We start from the raw sequence: 16,607 nt of genomic DNA, 5'->3' as shown, positions 1-16,607 counted from the left end.
GATGTTATGAGTGCGCATTATAGCATACTCTGCCATAATGCCCTCAGTCAGCAGACGGATCAGGCATGTTCACCGGCAATCGGCATAATAATCGAGAAGGTGCTACCGACACCGACCGTACTCTCGACCCAGATCCGACCGCCGAGTAATTCGACGAGGGGTTTGACAATAGACAGGCCAAGGCCGGTACCGCCGGCTTCTACTTTGAGCAAGTTTTCACCGCGGAAGAACCGATCAAAGATACGAGGCAGGTCTTCGGGGCGAATACCAACACCGGTATCGCTGATGCTGAGCAAAAGATAGCGACGATTATCACTCAGGGTACTGCGAATCGGTTCTGGAATATCAATGTTCATCACTTCACGGGCAGCAATCGTGATCGAGCCACCGGCTGGGGTGTACTTCACCGCATTCAGCAACACGTGGTACAGAATCTGATGCAACCGCATCGCATCTGCTCTAATCAGGGGCAATCCCGGTGGGATTGAGATCGTCAGTTGATGGCGGTGCTGGGTGATCTGCGGTTGCAACTCAGCAATTACTCCGCTCAATGCCTCAGCGAGATGCAGTGAACGCCATTCAAGATCAATACTGCCTGACTCGATCTTGGTAATCTCAAGCACATCATTGATCAGGTTAATCATACGCTCGGTATTACTGTAGATGGTGTTCACGAACTCGCGTTGAGTGTCGTTGAGCTGACCAAGGCCACCCATGGCCAGTAACTGAGTGAATCCCTTGATGGCCGTCATCGGTGTGCGTAGTTCGTGCGACATTGTGCCGATAAACTCGTTCTTCATCCGGTCGGCTTCCACTTCGCGCGTAATATCGCGCAACACCAGCAGTGCACCGAGCAGCTCATCATTTTCCTTGAGTACCGGACTGAGCGAGAAGTTGACCGTCTTGCCGCCGACAATAGCTGTTGTCGTGAAGGTGCGTGCTTCACCATTGACAGACAAAGGCCGCCGCAGTAAATCGTCCAATGGTAGTTCAGCCGCATGACTCCCTAGGTAACGTTGAATGACATCGCGCAGATTCCAGAGTAGCAACTCTTCGAGCGGTCGGTGCAGAATACGGCTGGCTGCCGGATTAATGCTAATCACGCCACCGTACAGGTCGCACACGATCACGCCATCGAGCAGGCTTTGCAAGATAGCCGCAATCTGACTGGTCTCTTTCTGCTGGCGATCAAGTAGCTCATAACGACGTTCAGCTTCGGTGCTAATCATGCGGAAGAGATTGGCATTATTGATTCCAATCGCAATCGCACCGGCACAGGCATTGAGCAGCCGTACATGGCCTTCGTGGAAAAAGTGGGTCTGGGAATGGGAGAGAGTCATGACCCCAATCACCTCACCCTGCACGAAGAGCGGTACAGCGATCATCGATCCCTCGCGCTTACGGCTGCTGCCGGGGATCGTGACCCAGCGCTCATCTTCAGCAACATCAGGGACAAGCACGGTCTGGCCGTGCTGAGCTGCCCAACCGGCAATGCCCTGCCCAATGGCAAAGCGTACTGTATTGTCGGGTGAGACCTTCGTTCCCAGAATAGCGCGTGTGACCAGCAGGCTGGGATTATCCTCTTCAGTGAGTAGAATCGATGCATGTTCGGCCTGCACAATGCGGGCCAGCATCGTCAACGAGTTATTGAGGATTTGATCCAGATCGAGGGTCTGGTTTACCTGTGCCGCAATTGCGTGGAGGGTGGCCAGCCGATCCTTCTCTTCTTCAAGTTCACGGGTGCGCTCGATGACACGCTGCTCGAGATCGGCATTGAGCGTGCGAATGGTGTGATAGAGTTCGGCATTTTGCAGTGCAATCGCTGCCTGGCTGGCGATGCTTTGGGCCAGGTCTTGCATAAAGCGTAGATCGAGCGGATTGTGAAGTTCCTGCAGGGTTACGGCACCAATCAAACGCTCGCCGCCAGTCATTGGAATAATCAGCACGCTACACCCGGCAATCATCCACTCCTGCATATTGTCGGCAGGAAGAGCAGGCCAGAAAACACCTTTATGAAATGCAGCCTGAACAGTTGGATTAGCATCCGGCAAAATGTAACCAACTGGCGGGCCATCATCACTCCCACGACTGGCAACAACCCTGATCCGCTGTTTATCATCGACCAGCCAGAGAGCGGCGTGATGCGCTTCAGTGAGGCGATGAAGGCTATCGATGACAATTTCAATCAAGGTGTCGCGGTCGAGTGTCGCAGAGAGACGTTGAGAAATGTCGTTGAGTGCCTTCAGTTGCAGTGCTCGCTGATCGGCTGCTGCTGAAGCAGCATCGAGGCTGGCGGCAATGAATTCACGTTCGTGAATGAGCTGGCTGGTGTGTTCAGTCCAGAGTTCAACCAGTATCGCAATCGCCTGATCAAACAGATCGGCCAGATCATCGATAAGCGTCAGACTGGATGTGTCCTGGATAAGTGAAGCCCGAATAGTGCGGTGCAGGTTTTGGAAGTTCCGCACCATGACCGGCAGACCAACGTCCGTTTCAGCCGCAATCCACTCACTGAACAGGTCACGCAGTGGCAACTCATTCCCCTCAGCCGCAGCAATCAGGGCTGACACCAGGCGTTGCGTTTCCAGACGTGGTTGGATAACCACGTGTCCTGTCATGGCTTCGTTTCGATCTGGCCAGTTGTCGAGGATAGCTGTCTGCCGGGTGTGCAGCCATTGACTGAGTGTGGGATTCATAGGCTGAGTCGGTAATTTCCGTTATTCACTGCGTACCACAACCACAGTTGCATCATCGCTATCCTTGCCAAAGCGATGCAGAATCTCATCGGCAATGTGTTGTGGTGACTGATGTAAATCAGGCGGCATCTCGGTAGTAAAGCGACTTGATATACCGTCACTGTATAAAACGAAGGTATCGCCAGAATTGTAGGTATAACTCAGGCGCAGGAGTTGTGGCAGGCGATAACCGACAATCCCGTTTTTTGAGATAGGTTTTATCAGCAGATCGCTATACACCTGCGCGCCAACGTTCCCAACACCCACAAATTCGGCAGTATGTTGATCGGCATTGAGACGAAGTAGCGCCATCACCGCGCCACGGCTACCGACAAGTGCCCGGTCAGCCTGGCGCATCAACTCGGTTAATTCAAGCGTTGGATATCGTTCCAGAACGGCAACAGCGCGCTGGGCTGCTTCAGCAGCCGCCTCGCCACCGCCAAGTCCATCAATAACGGCAGCTAACAGTTGATTGTCAGCATAGGGTAAGACCAGATAAGCGTCGCCGCTGATGTGTTGGCCTGCTTTTGGGCGCAGCGCTGCTCCCCACGAGAGTTTCATAGTTCCTCATTATCGGCGTGTTGTCCGCCACTTCACTGCACGTACTGTTGTTCCAAGACCTGGTGTTGATTGGATGTGAAAATCATCCATTAACCGACGCACGCCAGGTAGACCGGCACCGAGCGAATGGGTCGTGCTGTAACCATCCTGCAGAGCCAGCTCAATATCAGGAATACCGGGGCCGTTATCGCGGGCTTCGATTGCGATCCCTGCCGTCTGATCGTCGCGTCGCAGCACAGTGATCGTCATCTCGCCGCCACCGGCGTGTCGTATCAGATTGTGAGCCAGTTCGAGAATACAGATCTCGATGCGGGTGCGGTCGGTTTCGCTAAACTGTAATTCAGTAGCCAGGCGACGACCACTGCTCAGCGCAACGTAGACATCTGCTTCTCGCTGGATGCGAAACGTTGTCGATTCCATACTCTCACATTATACCTGAAGGACATTAATTGGATGTGACCGGGTTGGGTGTCAGGCTGCGAGAGTTAAGTCCAAATTCCATAGCTGTCAGATCTGCCAGTATAAACGGAGTGTGTTGCAGATAACAGGGAGAGGTAGAGTTGCCGGATGATGTTAAATTTGCTGTTACACACTACCCCGATACCTTTCGTGTCCTGCTTCTCGAACGAGTAACGCGCTTACCAGGGTGCTCCATATCGCTCAAAACATTGCACTTCTTTGCCTACCGACCCAAAGTCCCACATTCAACCCAACTGAGCAGTTATGGAAGAATAGACTGATAGAGAGGGACTGGAAATACCTGGCTTATCTCAACTACTTGCAGGACTATCACGAAGCTGTGTTCGTAATCTACATCCCCAAACCTACCGGGATTCCGCCGAAGAAAGCCTGGTTCTCAAAAACAAAATAAGGTATTGACAATTATTAGATCGAGACGTATACTACGCAAGGATTTGTTACGTTTCGCTCCTTGGTAGGCGCGGTCTGCATACAAACACAGGTTGCTGCTCCGACCCGTCGAAAGACGCTTAGGGGTATACAGTATAGCTCGGCTTAAGGGTTATGCTAAAGCAACTGTAGCGCTGCTACTACGTTGTATGCGGGCTTAAGCTCAACCGAAGAGGGAGCAAATGAGATATGCATTGCCCCTCCTATTCCTACTGGAGGGGCATTTATTTCTTAGGAGGTTCATATGGAAGAAGGTGGTAGTCACCGTTGGCGGTGGCGTAATGCCGCAACAAACCTCCTCATCAGACGACGCTTACCCTGTGTGTAGCACCTCACAGCAGCACTTGCTCCTCACTTGTTGCGATGCCCTGGTAAGCCAGTCTGACCAGGGCCGTTTGTTTCAAGCGTAGACCAGACGTGTTGATCTGCCCAATCAGAAGCACGTCGTCCCCCGGTACTACGCCACTGCCTTCCACTTGGTTCACAACATCAGACCACACAATCCCATCGTTGTGCTATCGGTAGGTTGCCGATAGTTCAGGTGTGGTGTGCTCGTTTTCGCTTCGGTGGCCGTTATTGGCTTCCGGCTTGATTCGTCGTGCCCGCCATTTGCGTGGATCGAGTAGACAACTGTAGTGCGCCTGCAAGCGCGGTCGGCGCATGAATGAGAGGAGGGGAGTGATGCTGATCATTCGCTGGATTCTTGATGAGAACAACCATCTTAAGGCAACCTTCGTTCGAGTTTCATCGGCTGCGCACCAATCAGATCGGTTGATTGCTGGCTCGCCGCCACGAGTGTCCCGCCCTTCTCTTCACCTGGCTAAAGCGGACATTGTACAAGATGTAGCTCTCACGGCGGGGATGTTCGGTTCTCAGGATGACCTCATCCGAGGCGTAACCAAGCGATAAGATGCAGGCGCAGAGCGTATGCGCCCAGGAGGTGAAACATGCGATTAATCCTACCTTACATTACCAGTCGGCTCGAACTGCGGGCCGAACTGGTATTTGCAGTGCAGCGGGCCTGGCGTCATCACGAAACTCTGAAACTGCTCTACCAGCAACTCGCGGCCAGAGCACCCGACGAGCAGCGTAGGATTATGCTGTTGACTCTCGCTAATGCGAAACGCGCACACCAGCAGCGCTACCGACGTACCCTGGCTCGTCTTCATGCGCCGTTGCCACCTTCTGGCAGTGCGATAGACCGATTCTGGCTCTGGCTGTTGCCGCGCTGTGGCATTGTCGTTGCCCTGCGCTGGGCGGAATGGATTGAGCGGCGTGATGTGCGGGCAATCCTGGATGCGGTTCTACTCCTGCGTAAATGGGCAGACTTCGATAATCGTGCTAACGGTTACGCGATAGGACGTACACGGCGGTAGGGATTGAAGGTGTCGCAAATCTCCACAACCAGCAATCCCTTATAACCAGGTGTTATGCCACCAGGAGTGTTACGAGTTTTAGAGAGGAGACCTGCGATGACGACGAATGCAATCGCTGCTACATCGGCGCACGATCATCTGCTTCAAGCCGGTTGGATGAGGTTATTCCGGCATCAAGATGATCGACTGGCAGAGGTGAAGCGTGTGTACGGTATCGATCTGTTGGTAAGTTCCAGACGTGCGACAGTTGAGGAGTATGGTTTTTTGATCATCCCGGTGAACCTGATAGTTCACCGGGAACATGAATACCGCGAGACGAATGTGGTGTTCGCCCTGGGTAAGTCAGTGCTCATTAGTCTCGAGACGCATCCTGGCACGTTGGATGTGGCAAGCCGGATCTTGCTTGAAGAAGTTCAGGCTGGCAATAGCCATGATCCGGCCTCTGTCCTGTTTCTTGTGCTGCAATCGCTCAACGACACAGCTCATGCGACTATTCGAGAGATTTCCGAGCGTCTCGACGAAACTGGTGCATCCGTAGCCAGCGCAGGTGGTGGTTACCAGATGGCAGGGCGTCAGGTTGGTGTCGCGGATATTGCTGATATGGTGGCCAAACTGGCTGAAGCTGAGGAACTGGTTGCAAAGACAGTCGAGAGCCAGATGATGATCGCCCGAGCGGTTCGCTGGTTACGACGCATCGAGAGCAGCAGGCGGTTCGGTCAGGCGCTACCTACGCTGGTATCGGATATACACAGCTTGCGACGCTATGCACAATTTCAGCATGGCAAGATTCGCAATCTTCAGCAATCGTTGATGACCATGCTCGATCTTAAGCAAAACAATGTTATCAAAGTTTTCACTATCGTGACAGCGGTCTTCACGCCACCAACCCTGGTTGCTGCCTTTTATGGACAGAACTTTGCTGAAATGCCCGAGTTGTTCCTGCCATGGGGAGAATGGGCAGTTATCGTCCTTACGGGTTTAAGCGCAATTCTACCGTTGTTTTACATCAAAAAGAAGGGGTGGATGCGATGACAACAGTTAATGAACTACCCGCATGGGTTCGTCTACGGGCAAGCAATCAGCAGGAGCTTGAGGAGGTAGCTCGCACGCACGAATTGTCCCTGATACCAGAGGCCATTGTTCGGTCTGAAGACATCCTGCGCATTCGCTGTGCCAGGCTCGAAGGATCGCGCCTGTTGGTGACAGATATATTCTGGCTTCTGCGTGACGATCAGACGCCCCTCTACACAGTGGAGCCAATTCACAGCGAGCTGTGGGCGGGTCAGGCACGTAAGTGGATTTGGAGCCAGGGGCTTTCATTTGAAAGCTCCCATGCAACAGCGTTGGCACTCTTACATCAGTTGGTATTCCAGACAGCAAACGTACTCGATGTAATCGACGATGAGTTGAGCGTAGCCGGGTGCATTAGTGCTGGCTTCCTGATGAAGGTTGGTACTGATGAAGCGAGCGGAGTTGAGGATGTAGAAAACTTAGACGCCCGTCTCTCGCGGCTAAACGCTCCCCTGTCTTTCGTATTGCAATCGTTAGACGATCTGGAGCGGTCAGGGCGTCAGTTACGCCGCGCAGTTCTTCGGCAGTCATCCCTGACCGTTGATCATGTTGATGAATTGATCACTGAAATCGAAAACGTGCAACGGCGGGCACGCTTCATGCAAGAGAGACAGCGGTTTCATCAAACGGCGGCGCGAGAGACCGTCGCTATGAGCGACCTGAATGTAGTCAAGGTGTTCACAGTACTATGGGCCATATTTGTACCAGCTACCGCCTTGATCAACTGGTATGGGCAGAACTTTCAGTTCATGCCAGAGTTGTCGTGGTTTGCCTCTTCATTGGTACAGATGCTGGGCGTGCTATTGGTGACGGCAGTGCCTGTGATCATCATTAGACAAACGGGAGCGCTCAGATGACCCTATACATGAATGAAAGGAGGTCCAACGGTGCAACAGTTTACTTACAACAGATGGTCTGGTAGCGTAGACACTCCTGCAGAACCTTTGGTGTGGACGCGGGACGCACGCCGTGCGCAGAGTCGGGCACTTCGAGACAAGCCATCAACACGCTGGACTCGTTACGAACGATTATCATTCCTCATGATGGGTCTCGCCTGGGGTCTTATGATTGCGATTGTGGCTGCGCTGCATTTTGGCAACTACCATCTGGAAACGCGGACGTCTTCAACATCGGGTACGCATAAGAGTTTTTACGTTGAGGAGATTGCTACTCCCCAGAGCAATCCGTCAGACGGAGAAGGAGAATCACAATGAGCCAGAACGAATTGCTTTCGCTTCCAGTTTCCGCCAATCAGACACCTTCGGTTGATCGTTGGCTGCGTGTCAGCATCACTCAGACGGACGCACTTGCAGCGATTAAGCAACGTCTGGGCATTGACGTTGTCCAGGCTTTGAAGAGTGGCCTTTGCCAGGAAGGGGAATTCCTGATTTACCCGTTGACGTTTTTGAGCGTCGAGGGCAGCAAGAAGATGATCAGCAAAGTTGTTTTTGTGCTTGGGCGAGAGATTCTTGTGTCCCTGGAACCAGATCCCAGCCCCAAGCCGTTAAGAGTGGCGGTGTCGCGGATGCAGCGTGATGGTCGCGATAACGATCCATTCGACGCCTTTGCTGTTGTCCTACAGTCAATCAACGATGCCACCGATGAACTGATCGATTTGCTGAACGAGGAGCTTGGAGAGGCGCTGGTACAGACGAATGCGGTTCTTCACAGCCTTGAGTCGAACGAGCGAGACTTCGGGGTCAGCGATGTTGTAGCGACACAGGTTGAGTTGGGCACAGTTGAGGACCTGCTCTCACAGTGTATCCAGACCCAACTGCAACTTGCATTGGTGGCGAGACAGACACTGGCGCGTCTTCCGCAGGAGTCTTTCCATCTCAAGCAGCTTTACCTCACCCTCATTGATGACATCGAAGAGATCGAGGAGCACGTGCATTTTGTCCATGACCGCGTTCGCTTGTTACAAACGTCCAATAACCTGGCGCTGAGCGTCAAGCAGAATCAGATTGTCAAGGTGTTTTCAGTGCTCACTGCCGTGTTTATGCCCGCTCTGCTCATTTCGACGTACTACAGCATGAATTTTGCATACATGCCCATTCTGGAGTGGCAGTATGGCGAGCCTATGGTTATCGCTCTAACAGCATTGTTGGCGCTGCTGCCACTCATCTATGTCAAACAGCGTGGATTGCTGAGGTAACTGATAGGATACACGTTTCTGTGGGTGATTTGCAGACGTCTTAAAACACCAGTGATAGCCTATCACACAAGGAGGTAACGATTATGAAGAAGTTCTCGAATGAAACAAAAACAGCAGACGAGACATTTAACAGCACGACTGGTTTTGGCCTTGTTGGGAACGCCGATCTGACGCTTCAGGACGATGTCGCTGGAGCCGCACAGCGACGACGTGAAGCCATCGCACAAGCCCGTACCAACCGCTCTCGCACGGCACAGCTCGAGCGAGAGATCATTCAGGCTGTCATCGTGTTGTACTTGCTAATCCTGGGCAGTTTTGCCGGGTTGCACCTGTATGGCAGATACGTCATAGCAGAGCTGCCGCAGCAAGTCGAAACCACTATAAACGAATCGCCTCAGGACGAGCCGGCAGCAAGGTAATTTATCAGCGGAGGGTTCGTCATCATAAACCCTTGCCAAGGCCGTGAAAGTCTCCACGGGGCTTGCACGGCTTAAGCAAGGGCTTATCAAGGTGACAGATGCTGCTTGATAAGAAATTAAGAAGAATTGAGTACCACAGTAACGTAATCTAGCGCATTCTTCTCTGCACATCCCAATTACCGTGCGCCGTGTGAGCAGTTGCTCACGGAGCTAGAAGATTACGGTTGGCCCCGGAACTTATATCAAATCTGGTGTAGTAGCGTTCATAACACGTAATTCGACGATCACCCTGGCACCACACCTGAGCGTGGATGCGCAAAACCAGCATTGTCGTTCCGCACGCCGCAGGATCACGTTCCGGAGAGGATACCTCTGCCAGGTAGGGTTGCCTGTGTCGTGTGGTGTGGAGCGCGGCAGCGTGGCTTCCACACCAGCCGTGCTCACGATCAGGGGCGGGTTCCAGCGGTTTCCTTGCTGGTCATGGAGGCAACATGCGTGTAGAGTACGTCCGTCTGGCTTGATTATCTGTGATGCACGGACTGCGCGTGAGCGGTGCGCGGATCGCGGAGCGGGCGTTCAGCCTGCTCATCAGCCTCTTTCTGCTCCGGTCTCGTGACAGTGGTACAGGTAATGGACAAGCGTAGGCAGGAAGCCTCCCCTTCGGAGCGAGGAAACTGCTATCACTGAACTGATGAACAGCGATGATTCCATCAGCAGTGATGTACTATATCAATGGAGATTTGATATTATTGAAGCGATGAACGTCGCACACTTCAGTCCAGGCATGCGGCTGCCATAGCAGAGATCACCCAGATGCTCGACCTGATCGAACGGATAGATACCGGGCCGGATAGGGGTCGTGACGATCAACCAACCCTCGCGAATGAGATACAGCTTGCTGTGGGTGATCTCTTTCCACTCACTGATGCGAGATAGCATGGCTTCTGCCAAGGGGGACAAAGCTGGCTGGTAGCGACATAGGGAGCGTAAGGAGAAGATCTGTCGAGCATTTAACAAGGCTGGTCGCGCTCATTGCTCACATCTAAAGTGGGCAGAAGAACCGGCTGGACTACCGGGTGTCGTATGAGTGTTTCCAAAGCGAGCTGAGGGACTGGGTGCGTGGGGAGGATGACGCCAACAGCCAACAATGGATACTGCGATTGACCGGAGCCGCTGCGCCGAACTGTTTGAATTCGGCGCACGCAGTAGTCGTTTGCCTCTCCTGGAGAATGGTGCGAGAGTTGCAGCTATGATCGCCAATTAGGATGAAGGGAGCATTACATGATACAAGATATGGGACTCGAGCTTATACGGATCATGGGGCCTTTTGATGCCAATCTGTTAGGTCGACTGCTGCTGACACTGGTACTGTCAGGGCTGGTGGGCCTCGAACGTTCTGGACACGAGCGGGCAAGTGGCTTTCGGCCACACATTCTGGTCGGGATTGGTGCCTGTCTGGTCACAATGGCCGGTGCTTATGGCTTTGCCGAGTTGAGTAGCGAACGTGATGCCCTACGTGTGGCAAGCTATGTGGTCTCAGGGATTGGCTTTATGGGTGCAGGCGCAATTCTGCGCCATGGAACCACTGTACGCGGCCTGACAACGGCGGCGACGTTGTGGGGATGCGCAGGGATCGGTATCACTGTTGCCGTCGGTCTGGGATGGCTTGCCATTGCTGGGACGTTGCTCTTTTTATTCACCCTTACGGTTCTTGAATGGTTTGAAAGGCGACTCAACTTTGGCGGGCCGATCAGTCGTCTGCGCATTCATCTGCGCGATGATAGTCGGTCAGTTGGCAAGGCACTTGATGCACTTGTTCGCCTCGGAGTGCCGGTGAAACGGGCGACGGTTCTTCCCGGGGCTGGTACTTCCGCCTTACTGGACGTTGAGCTGGCGCGTACCTTGAGCGCGGAGCAGGCACCGCTGCTTGCACGGCAACTCCTGACGCTTAAGAAGTATGTTGTCCAGGTCGAAACGGCGATTACGCCGCTAGATGAACCGACGACGATGGATGAAAGCGACGAGGTTCAGAAGGATGATACGATTGTACCGCTCAACCTGAAAGATGCGACGTTGCTCCGCGATCTGAATGATCCTGATGAAGCTGTTCCTGGGTCGCAAACTGAGCGGAGCCGCTGAGTGTCGTCATTAAGCACGTCATCCTCTTGACCAATGATCGAATCGCATGCATCCACCAGGCGATGTTCCAGAACACCTTCGACACTGGCTTGAACGACTCGGTTCTACGTGACACGGTGACCTACGACAGGGGCAATCTGAGCGGTATCCAGGGCGCGATCCCGGCGATACCTGATGGCGATCTCCTGGCGGGTGGGTCTGGCCTTCTCGTACTCCCTGTTAGTTTGAACACCGGAGGTCCTTCTTGCAGATCGTAAGCCTATGCCACGTTGGGACGATCATGAGTGTGTAATTTTTTCACGATGCATGCGATAACTACTAACTATCGACTCTGCTACCGGCTCGCCGCGGCAGGCGTAGTTCGGCGCTGTCGATGACCAGGGTAACGGGGCCGTCGTTGATCAGAGCGACCTGCATCATAGCGCCGAAGACACCGGTAGCAACCGGGATGTTACGTGCCCGGAGTGCAGCGGCAAAAGCATCAACCAGCGGCGCAGCAATCTCAGGCCGGGCAGCCGCCGTGAAGCTTGGACGACGACCCTTGCGCGTGTCGGCATAAAGGGTAAACTGCGATACGACCAGCGCGGCCCCACCAACATCGAGCAGCGAGAGATTAAACTTCCCCTCGTGATCGCTGAAAATCCGCAGCTGAGCAATCTTCTCTGCCAGCAACTCTACATCTTCCGCTGTATCGGTATGGCACACGCCGAGCAGGATCAACAGGCCATTGCCAATCGCTCCTACTACTTCACCCGCGACGGTGACAGATGCTTCACGGACTCGCTGAATGACTGCGCGCATCAGGTTTCCTCTACCGGAATTGCAAAGACCAGACGTCCAGTTTGGGTTTGATGGATACGAGTGACTACAACCTCAATGGTGTGGCCGATAAGATGTCGGGCATTCTCAACGATCACTGGTGTTCCGTCATCAAGATAGCCGACCCCTTGCTGGCGGGTATTGCCTTCGTTGCGGATCAACACCTGAAGTCGCTGATCCTGCATGACCGGTGGGCGAAGAGCGTCGCTCAACTGATTGATGCTCAAGACAGTTACTCCCTGCAAACCGGCAACCCGATTGAGATTATAGTCGTTGGTAATAATTGGACAGTGATACTGCCGGGCTAATTCGATTAACTTGTCATCAACACGCAGGGAGTCGGGAACATCGTGACTGACAATTTCAATCGGCAATGGTGATGATTGTTGCATCTGATTGAGCAACTCAAGCCCACGACGGCCCTTCTGTCGCCGTAAGTCATCGTTGGAGTCGGCCAGCATTTGCAACTCGGTCAACACAAACGAGGGGATCAGGAGCGATCCTTCCATAAACCCGGTGCGCACCACGGCTGCAATCCGGCCGTCGATAATCGCACTGGTATCAAGCAGGTAGCGGCGTGTCGATGGGAGCGCAGAGGGAGATTCGGAATGTAAAGACTGGGGGGGAGAGGGCGGCTGTGAGCGTGGCTGTCGCCAGCGGTTCACCAGATCAACAAACTCACGTTTGCGTAAATAAAGGATCGCAGCGCCAAAGTAGACCATGATCGCCGTCACAATGCCCGGCAACAGATTGCCATACGGTGCCGGTAGCATGGCCAGCGGCACTGTGAACAATGCACCGAGAACGCCACCAATACTAATCCCTATCGTGATCAGAACAACTTCGTGCAACGGTATAGTGCGTGCCTGACGAAAGAGGGAACGAAGTGGGTCGGCGATGATACGCGGGGCCAGAATCAGGCCAAGACCACCACCGGCAAGGGTGAGGAGCAGGGTGGCAAGTACTTGATCGGAATTTGGTGTTGGGCCGGAGAGTGAATGACCAACCCAAAACCCCAGATAGGCCATCCAACTAAAACCGAATAAACGCACAATAAGATCGAGACTTAGTCTCATAGCTCACCCTTGTTCGATGGCTGGCGAGGATGACGAAGCTATTCCTTTGCGGGTGAGGAGTTCGACCGCTTCGGATAGTGAGCGTACCGGTGTGATGGTGAGACCGTCTGCCCGGTCAGGCGTGGAGTGTGCGGGCACAATTGCTCGCCGAAATCCCAGCTTTGCTGCTTCGCTCAGGCGACGCTCAAGCTGACTGACACTACGCAGTTCGCCTGACAACCCGATTTCACCAAGGCAGACCAGATCGGGATCAATCCGCTGGTTGCGGTATGAGGACGCAATCGCCAGTGCAACTGCCAGATCGGCTGCCGGTTCACCGATACGCAGACCACCGACAATGTTGACATAAAGGTCTTGATTGAATAACGGCAGCCCTACTCGTTTGGAGAGCACGGCTGTCAGCATGAGCAGGCGATTGAGATCAAAGCCATTGGTGGTACGACGAGGTTGGGCATTCCCGGTATGGGAGGTCAACGCCTGTACTTCTACCAGTAACGGACGTGTTCCCTCTAGCGTCACGGTCACCGTCGAACCAGGGCTTTGCGTATTCCGTTCGGCGAGAAAGACCTGCGACGGATTACGCACCTCACGCAGACCATCACCGGTCATTTCAAAGACGCCCACTTCATTCGTGCTACCGAAGCGATTTTTGCCCCCGCGTAACAGGCGAAACTGGTGAAACCGGTCGCCTTCGAGGTAGAGCACGACATCAACAATGTGTTCGAGGACACGTGGGCCGGCGATGGCTCCCTCTTTCGTTACGTGACCAACCAGCACAATCGGAATGGCAGTCTCTTTCGCCAGTTGCATCAGGCGAAGGGCACCCTCGCGTACCTGCGAGACACTACCGGCTGCGCTGGTTAATTCGGGGAGATAGACCGTCTGGATCGAGTCGACGATCACCAGTCGTGGCCGTAAATGACGGATATGTTCAATAATCAGATCAAGTGATGTTTCGGCCAGGAGAAAGAGGTCATCGGCGGTTAATCCTAATCGTTCGGCGCGTAACCGAATCTGTTGCGCCGACTCTTCGGCACTCACGTAAAGGGCCGGCCCCACGCTGGCCGCAAAATGGGCCGCTACCTGACCGAGCAGCGTTGATTTTCCTACTCCAGGGTCGCCACCGATCAACACCACCGAGCCGGGTACCAGACCACCACCGAGTACACGGGCAAACTCCTCGGCGTAGACGGGCAGCCGCTGAAAGTCGGTCAGGGGAACATCGCGCAGTCGGATCGGTTGATTCTGGCCGACAGTAGCAGCCCGCTGACCGCCTGTGCCACGGGCAGGCGTAACAATCTGCTCAACCAGACTGTCCCACGCGCCGCATTCAGGACACTTCCCCATCCAGCGACTCTGCTGAGCACCACATTGTTGACAAACGAAGACAGTACGTGTTTTCGCCATAGCTGCATTATACCACCGCATACGCAGGCAACGAATCGGTGCGAGGTGTTGCTGTTGAGAAGTATCATACAGTCAGATGAGGCTCAACAGTCTGAAGCAACATCTGAACTGGCGGGTTTGTATGCTAGACGGCGGGAAGAAACCGCGCGTTGCACCCGTGAACGACGGGTTAATTGCTACTCTCTCAAGCATTGAGCATGCACTTGACGATTATGCCGCGCGTTGCACCCGTGAACGACGGGTTAATTGCTACCTCAGCCGTCGGGCAGCGAGTACGGTGGGCGCGGAAGCAGAGCTGCCGCACTCCACACTACGCGACAAGCGGATTGGCAAACGGGGAAGGGAGCGATCCGGCGGGTGCAGGACAGAACCACACGTCGTTCTCGTGGTTAGCAGGATGCCCGATATGACATACGCCGGACAGCGAGCGCAGTGGGTGCGGAAGCATGGCTTCCGCACTCCACACTGCGTGACACGTGGATTAGTGAATGGAGAAGGGGCCGGTTTAGGACGTGATTATGCCGTGGATAGATGACAACACTGTTTCCATCGTTTCGGTCACACCAGAAGCAGGATATGACGTCTCAGAAGTGTTGTAAACGGCTATCAGCCGGTGTTATCGGTAAATATCACAATGGTACAGATTTATGAGATAAGTTCTCGCCTCTATCTCCCCGGTCAGCGGCTCAAGCAGGCTTTCGGGGTGCTCATCGTTGTGATGACGCTGTATAAACTCTTTCAAATTTTAGGATAAATGTCGTGACCGGGTTGTGACTGGCAACAATCAGATACAGGTTGCCACCACCACTCGCACGTGTTATCATGTAAATGGGCATATTGAAAAGGCAGCAATCTGACGAAATGTATAACAGTACCCCTGTCCTGTTACAGGATAGGGGTGTTTGTATCACGAACGAGCTTATCTCATGCGCGAATGGTTACTTTCGACGACCTACCAGTTTCTGATAAATATGCGGTTTGTTGCCTGGCGTGTCCTTCGTCCGCGTGCAATTGGTGTGCGGGTGATTGTACAGCAGGGTGATTCATTTTTGCTAGTGCGGCATCGCGGAGGAGCAGCGCCGTGGGGATTGCCCGGCGGTGCTATTGACCGGGGTGAGACGCCTGCCGATGCTGCCCGTCGTGAAGCGCTGGAAGAGAGTGGCTGCCCGGTCACCATCACGGCGCTGCATGGGGTCTTTCATTATCTGGCAGACGGTCTGAGCGATTATATTATTGTATTTACGGCAGCAGCCGAGGGGCCGCCGGTGCCGCCAACCGGCGATCTGGAGATTTGTGATGCGCGCTTCTTTCATCCCGATCAGTTGCCCGCAGGCGTGGAAGCCGGTAGTGCGCGGCGGATTGCCGAGGCGCGGCGTGGCGAACGTGGAATCTTTGCATCCTGGTAGTTGTTGTTGAGGTGGTTATGCCCTACACACCAATTCTGGCCACACTTGGTTATGTGCTATCGCCCGACCGGCAATCGGTCTTGATGGTTCATCGCAATGCCCGTCCCGGTGATCAACATTTAGGTAAGTATAACGGCCTGGGTGGTAAGCTCGAACGCGATGAAGAGATTGTTGCCGGTATCCAGCGCGAATTGTTTGAAGAAGCCGGCATTACTGCGCTCGAATTGACATTGCGAGGTACAGTAAGCTGGCCGGGGTTCGGCAAACATGGTGAAGACTGGTTTGCGTTTATCTTCTTAATCACTCGTTTCGCCGGCGAGCCGCCACCATCTAATGAAGAAGGCACTCTTGAATGGGTACCGCTCCAGCGTGTCATGCACCTTCCCCTGTGGCCGGGTGATCGATTTTTTCTCCCGCTGGTCTTCGATGACGATCCGCGTCCATTCCATGGCGTGATGCCTTATGCGAACGGTCAACCGGTGGCCTGGAACTTCTCCCGGATCGGTACGGGCTAACGCATCGTGGTATAATTGC

General features: G+C 53.9%; 16 protein-coding genes and 1 riboswitch. Of the genes, 8 read left to right on the top strand and 8 right to left on the bottom strand.

Going from position 1 to position 16,607, the window contains the following annotated elements:
* Nucleotides 1-59: 59 nt before the first annotated feature.
* The 4 genes from CAUR_RS02345 to CAUR_RS02330 all read right to left on the bottom strand — a co-directional run bounded on the left by CAUR_RS02345 (nt 60) and on the right by CAUR_RS02330 (nt 4,897).
* On the bottom strand, nt 60-2,696 hold the full coding sequence (locus tag CAUR_RS02345; RefSeq protein ID WP_012256365.1) for a GAF domain-containing protein: 2,637 nt from the start codon (nt 2,694-2,696) through the stop codon (nt 60-62).
* Between the two features lie 21 nt (nt 2,697-2,717).
* Nucleotides 2,718-3,296 carry a SpoIIE family protein phosphatase gene (locus tag CAUR_RS02340; protein WP_012256364.1) on the bottom strand — a complete coding sequence of 193 codons (579 nt, stop codon included), beginning with the start codon at nt 3,294-3,296 and terminating at the stop codon, nt 2,718-2,720.
* Between the two features lie 9 nt (nt 3,297-3,305).
* Nucleotides 3,306-3,716: an anti-sigma regulatory factor gene (locus tag CAUR_RS02335; protein ID WP_012256363.1), complete on the bottom strand. Its 411-nt coding sequence runs from the start codon at nt 3,714-3,716 to the stop codon at nt 3,306-3,308.
* Nucleotides 3,717-4,219: 503 nt separating this feature from the next.
* A riboswitch (M-box (ykoK) riboswitch) is annotated at nt 4,220-4,388 on the top strand.
* A 332-nt stretch (nt 4,389-4,720) separates the two neighbouring features.
* Nucleotides 4,721-4,897 (bottom strand): hypothetical protein, encoded by a 177-nt coding sequence (locus tag CAUR_RS02330; RefSeq protein WP_157866363.1) that lies wholly within the window; start codon nt 4,895-4,897, stop codon nt 4,721-4,723.
* A 255-nt stretch (nt 4,898-5,152) separates the two neighbouring features.
* Here CAUR_RS02330 and CAUR_RS02325 point away from each other — a divergent pair, with 255 nt between their 5' ends.
* From CAUR_RS02325 to CAUR_RS02305, 5 genes are all read left to right on the top strand, one after another.
* Nucleotides 5,153-5,581 (top strand): ferritin family protein, encoded by a 429-nt coding sequence (locus CAUR_RS02325; RefSeq protein ID WP_012256362.1) that lies wholly within the window; start codon nt 5,153-5,155, stop codon nt 5,579-5,581.
* Between the two features lie 96 nt (nt 5,582-5,677).
* Nucleotides 5,678-6,613 (top strand): magnesium transporter CorA family protein, encoded by a 936-nt coding sequence (locus CAUR_RS02320; RefSeq protein ID WP_012256361.1) that lies wholly within the window; start codon nt 5,678-5,680, stop codon nt 6,611-6,613.
* Nucleotides 6,610-7,509 (top strand): CorA family divalent cation transporter, encoded by a 900-nt coding sequence (locus CAUR_RS02315; protein ID WP_012256360.1) that lies wholly within the window; start codon nt 6,610-6,612, stop codon nt 7,507-7,509. Before CAUR_RS02320 ends, CAUR_RS02315 begins: the two co-directional genes overlap by 4 nt.
* Nucleotides 7,510-7,862: 353 nt before the next feature.
* Entirely contained in the window at nt 7,863-8,807 is a 945-nt protein-coding gene (locus CAUR_RS02310; protein ID WP_012256358.1) for a magnesium transporter CorA family protein, read from the top strand.
* 83 nt (nt 8,808-8,890) lie between these two features.
* Nucleotides 8,891-9,226 carry a hypothetical protein gene (locus CAUR_RS02305; RefSeq protein ID WP_012256357.1) on the top strand — a complete coding sequence of 112 codons (336 nt, stop codon included), beginning with the start codon at nt 8,891-8,893 and terminating at the stop codon, nt 9,224-9,226.
* Between the two features lie 729 nt (nt 9,227-9,955).
* Here the strand turns inward: CAUR_RS02305 and CAUR_RS02300 are convergent.
* Nucleotides 9,956-10,165, bottom strand: coding sequence for a hypothetical protein (locus CAUR_RS02300; RefSeq protein ID WP_044233396.1), 210 nt, complete (start codon nt 10,163-10,165; stop codon nt 9,956-9,958).
* A 354-nt stretch (nt 10,166-10,519) separates the two neighbouring features.
* Here CAUR_RS02300 and CAUR_RS02295 point away from each other — a divergent pair, with 354 nt between their 5' ends.
* Nucleotides 10,520-11,365 (top strand): MgtC/SapB family protein, encoded by an 846-nt coding sequence (locus CAUR_RS02295; protein WP_242605030.1) that lies wholly within the window; start codon nt 10,520-10,522, stop codon nt 11,363-11,365.
* 318 nt (nt 11,366-11,683) lie between these two features.
* Here the strand turns inward: CAUR_RS02295 and dtd are convergent, their stop codons facing one another.
* From dtd to radA, 3 genes are read right to left on the bottom strand one after another with little or no spacing between them, the layout of a single operon-like run.
* Nucleotides 11,684-12,166, bottom strand: a complete 483-nt coding sequence (gene dtd, locus CAUR_RS02290; protein ID WP_012256355.1) for a D-aminoacyl-tRNA deacylase — start codon at nt 12,164-12,166, stop codon at nt 11,684-11,686.
* Complete coding sequence (locus CAUR_RS02285; RefSeq protein WP_012256354.1) at nt 12,166-13,260, bottom strand: PIN/TRAM domain-containing protein; 1,095 nt, start codon at nt 13,258-13,260, stop codon at nt 12,166-12,168. The genes dtd and CAUR_RS02285 overlap by 1 nt, the downstream gene beginning before the upstream one ends.
* A 3-nt stretch (nt 13,261-13,263) precedes the next feature.
* Complete coding sequence (radA, locus tag CAUR_RS02280) at nt 13,264-14,667, bottom strand: DNA repair protein RadA (RefSeq protein WP_164927834.1); 1,404 nt, start codon at nt 14,665-14,667, stop codon at nt 13,264-13,266.
* A 926-nt stretch (nt 14,668-15,593) separates the two neighbouring features.
* Between radA and CAUR_RS02275 the strand changes: the two genes are divergently transcribed.
* Nucleotides 15,594-16,073 carry an NUDIX domain-containing protein gene (locus CAUR_RS02275; protein WP_242605029.1) on the top strand — a complete coding sequence of 160 codons (480 nt, stop codon included), beginning with the start codon at nt 15,594-15,596 and terminating at the stop codon, nt 16,071-16,073.
* A 17-nt stretch (nt 16,074-16,090) separates the two neighbouring features.
* The gene (locus CAUR_RS02270) at nt 16,091-16,588 is read left to right on the top strand and encodes an NUDIX hydrolase (protein ID WP_012256351.1); all 498 of its coding nucleotides are present in this window, start codon (nt 16,091-16,093) and stop codon (nt 16,586-16,588) included.
* Nucleotides 16,589-16,607: the final 19 nt, after the last annotated feature.

It is taken from the genome of Chloroflexus aurantiacus J-10-fl (assembly GCF_000018865.1).
Lineage (GTDB): Bacteria > Chloroflexota > Chloroflexia > Chloroflexales > Chloroflexaceae > Chloroflexus > Chloroflexus aurantiacus.
The sequence above is the reverse complement of the archived record's forward strand: the minus strand, read 5'-3'. Positions and strand labels throughout refer to the sequence as shown.

Excerpts from the sequence above, each read along its gene's own strand:
- CAUR_RS02275 (WP_242605029.1), top strand. The coding sequence starts at position 15,594 with ATGCGCGAATGGTTACTTTCGACGACCTACCAGTTTCTGATAAATATG.
- CAUR_RS02295 (WP_242605030.1), top strand. The coding sequence starts at position 10,520 with ATGGGACTCGAGCTTATACGGATCATGGGGCCTTTTGATGCCAATCTG.
- radA (WP_164927834.1), bottom strand. The coding sequence starts at position 14,667 with ATGGCGAAAACACGTACTGTCTTCGTTTGTCAACAATGTGGTGCTCAG.
- CAUR_RS02340 (WP_012256364.1), bottom strand. The coding sequence starts at position 3,296 with ATGAAACTCTCGTGGGGAGCAGCGCTGCGCCCAAAAGCAGGCCAACAC.
- CAUR_RS02320 (WP_012256361.1), top strand. The coding sequence starts at position 5,678 with ATGACGACGAATGCAATCGCTGCTACATCGGCGCACGATCATCTGCTT.
- dtd (WP_012256355.1), bottom strand. The coding sequence starts at position 12,166 with ATGCGCGCAGTCATTCAGCGAGTCCGTGAAGCATCTGTCACCGTCGCG.
- CAUR_RS02345 (WP_012256365.1), bottom strand. The coding sequence starts at position 2,696 with ATGAATCCCACACTCAGTCAATGGCTGCACACCCGGCAGACAGCTATC.
- CAUR_RS02315 (WP_012256360.1), top strand. The coding sequence starts at position 6,610 with ATGACAACAGTTAATGAACTACCCGCATGGGTTCGTCTACGGGCAAGC.
- CAUR_RS02305 (WP_012256357.1), top strand. The coding sequence starts at position 8,891 with ATGAAGAAGTTCTCGAATGAAACAAAAACAGCAGACGAGACATTTAAC.
- CAUR_RS02300 (WP_044233396.1), bottom strand. The coding sequence starts at position 10,165 with ATGCTATCTCGCATCAGTGAGTGGAAAGAGATCACCCACAGCAAGCTG.
- CAUR_RS02270 (WP_012256351.1), top strand. The coding sequence starts at position 16,091 with ATGCCCTACACACCAATTCTGGCCACACTTGGTTATGTGCTATCGCCC.
- CAUR_RS02310 (WP_012256358.1), top strand. The coding sequence starts at position 7,863 with ATGAGCCAGAACGAATTGCTTTCGCTTCCAGTTTCCGCCAATCAGACA.
- CAUR_RS02325 (WP_012256362.1), top strand. The coding sequence starts at position 5,153 with ATGCGATTAATCCTACCTTACATTACCAGTCGGCTCGAACTGCGGGCC.
- CAUR_RS02330 (WP_157866363.1), bottom strand. The coding sequence starts at position 4,897 with ATGATCAGCATCACTCCCCTCCTCTCATTCATGCGCCGACCGCGCTTG.
- CAUR_RS02285 (WP_012256354.1), bottom strand. The coding sequence starts at position 13,260 with ATGAGACTAAGTCTCGATCTTATTGTGCGTTTATTCGGTTTTAGTTGG.
- CAUR_RS02335 (WP_012256363.1), bottom strand. The coding sequence starts at position 3,716 with ATGGAATCGACAACGTTTCGCATCCAGCGAGAAGCAGATGTCTACGTT.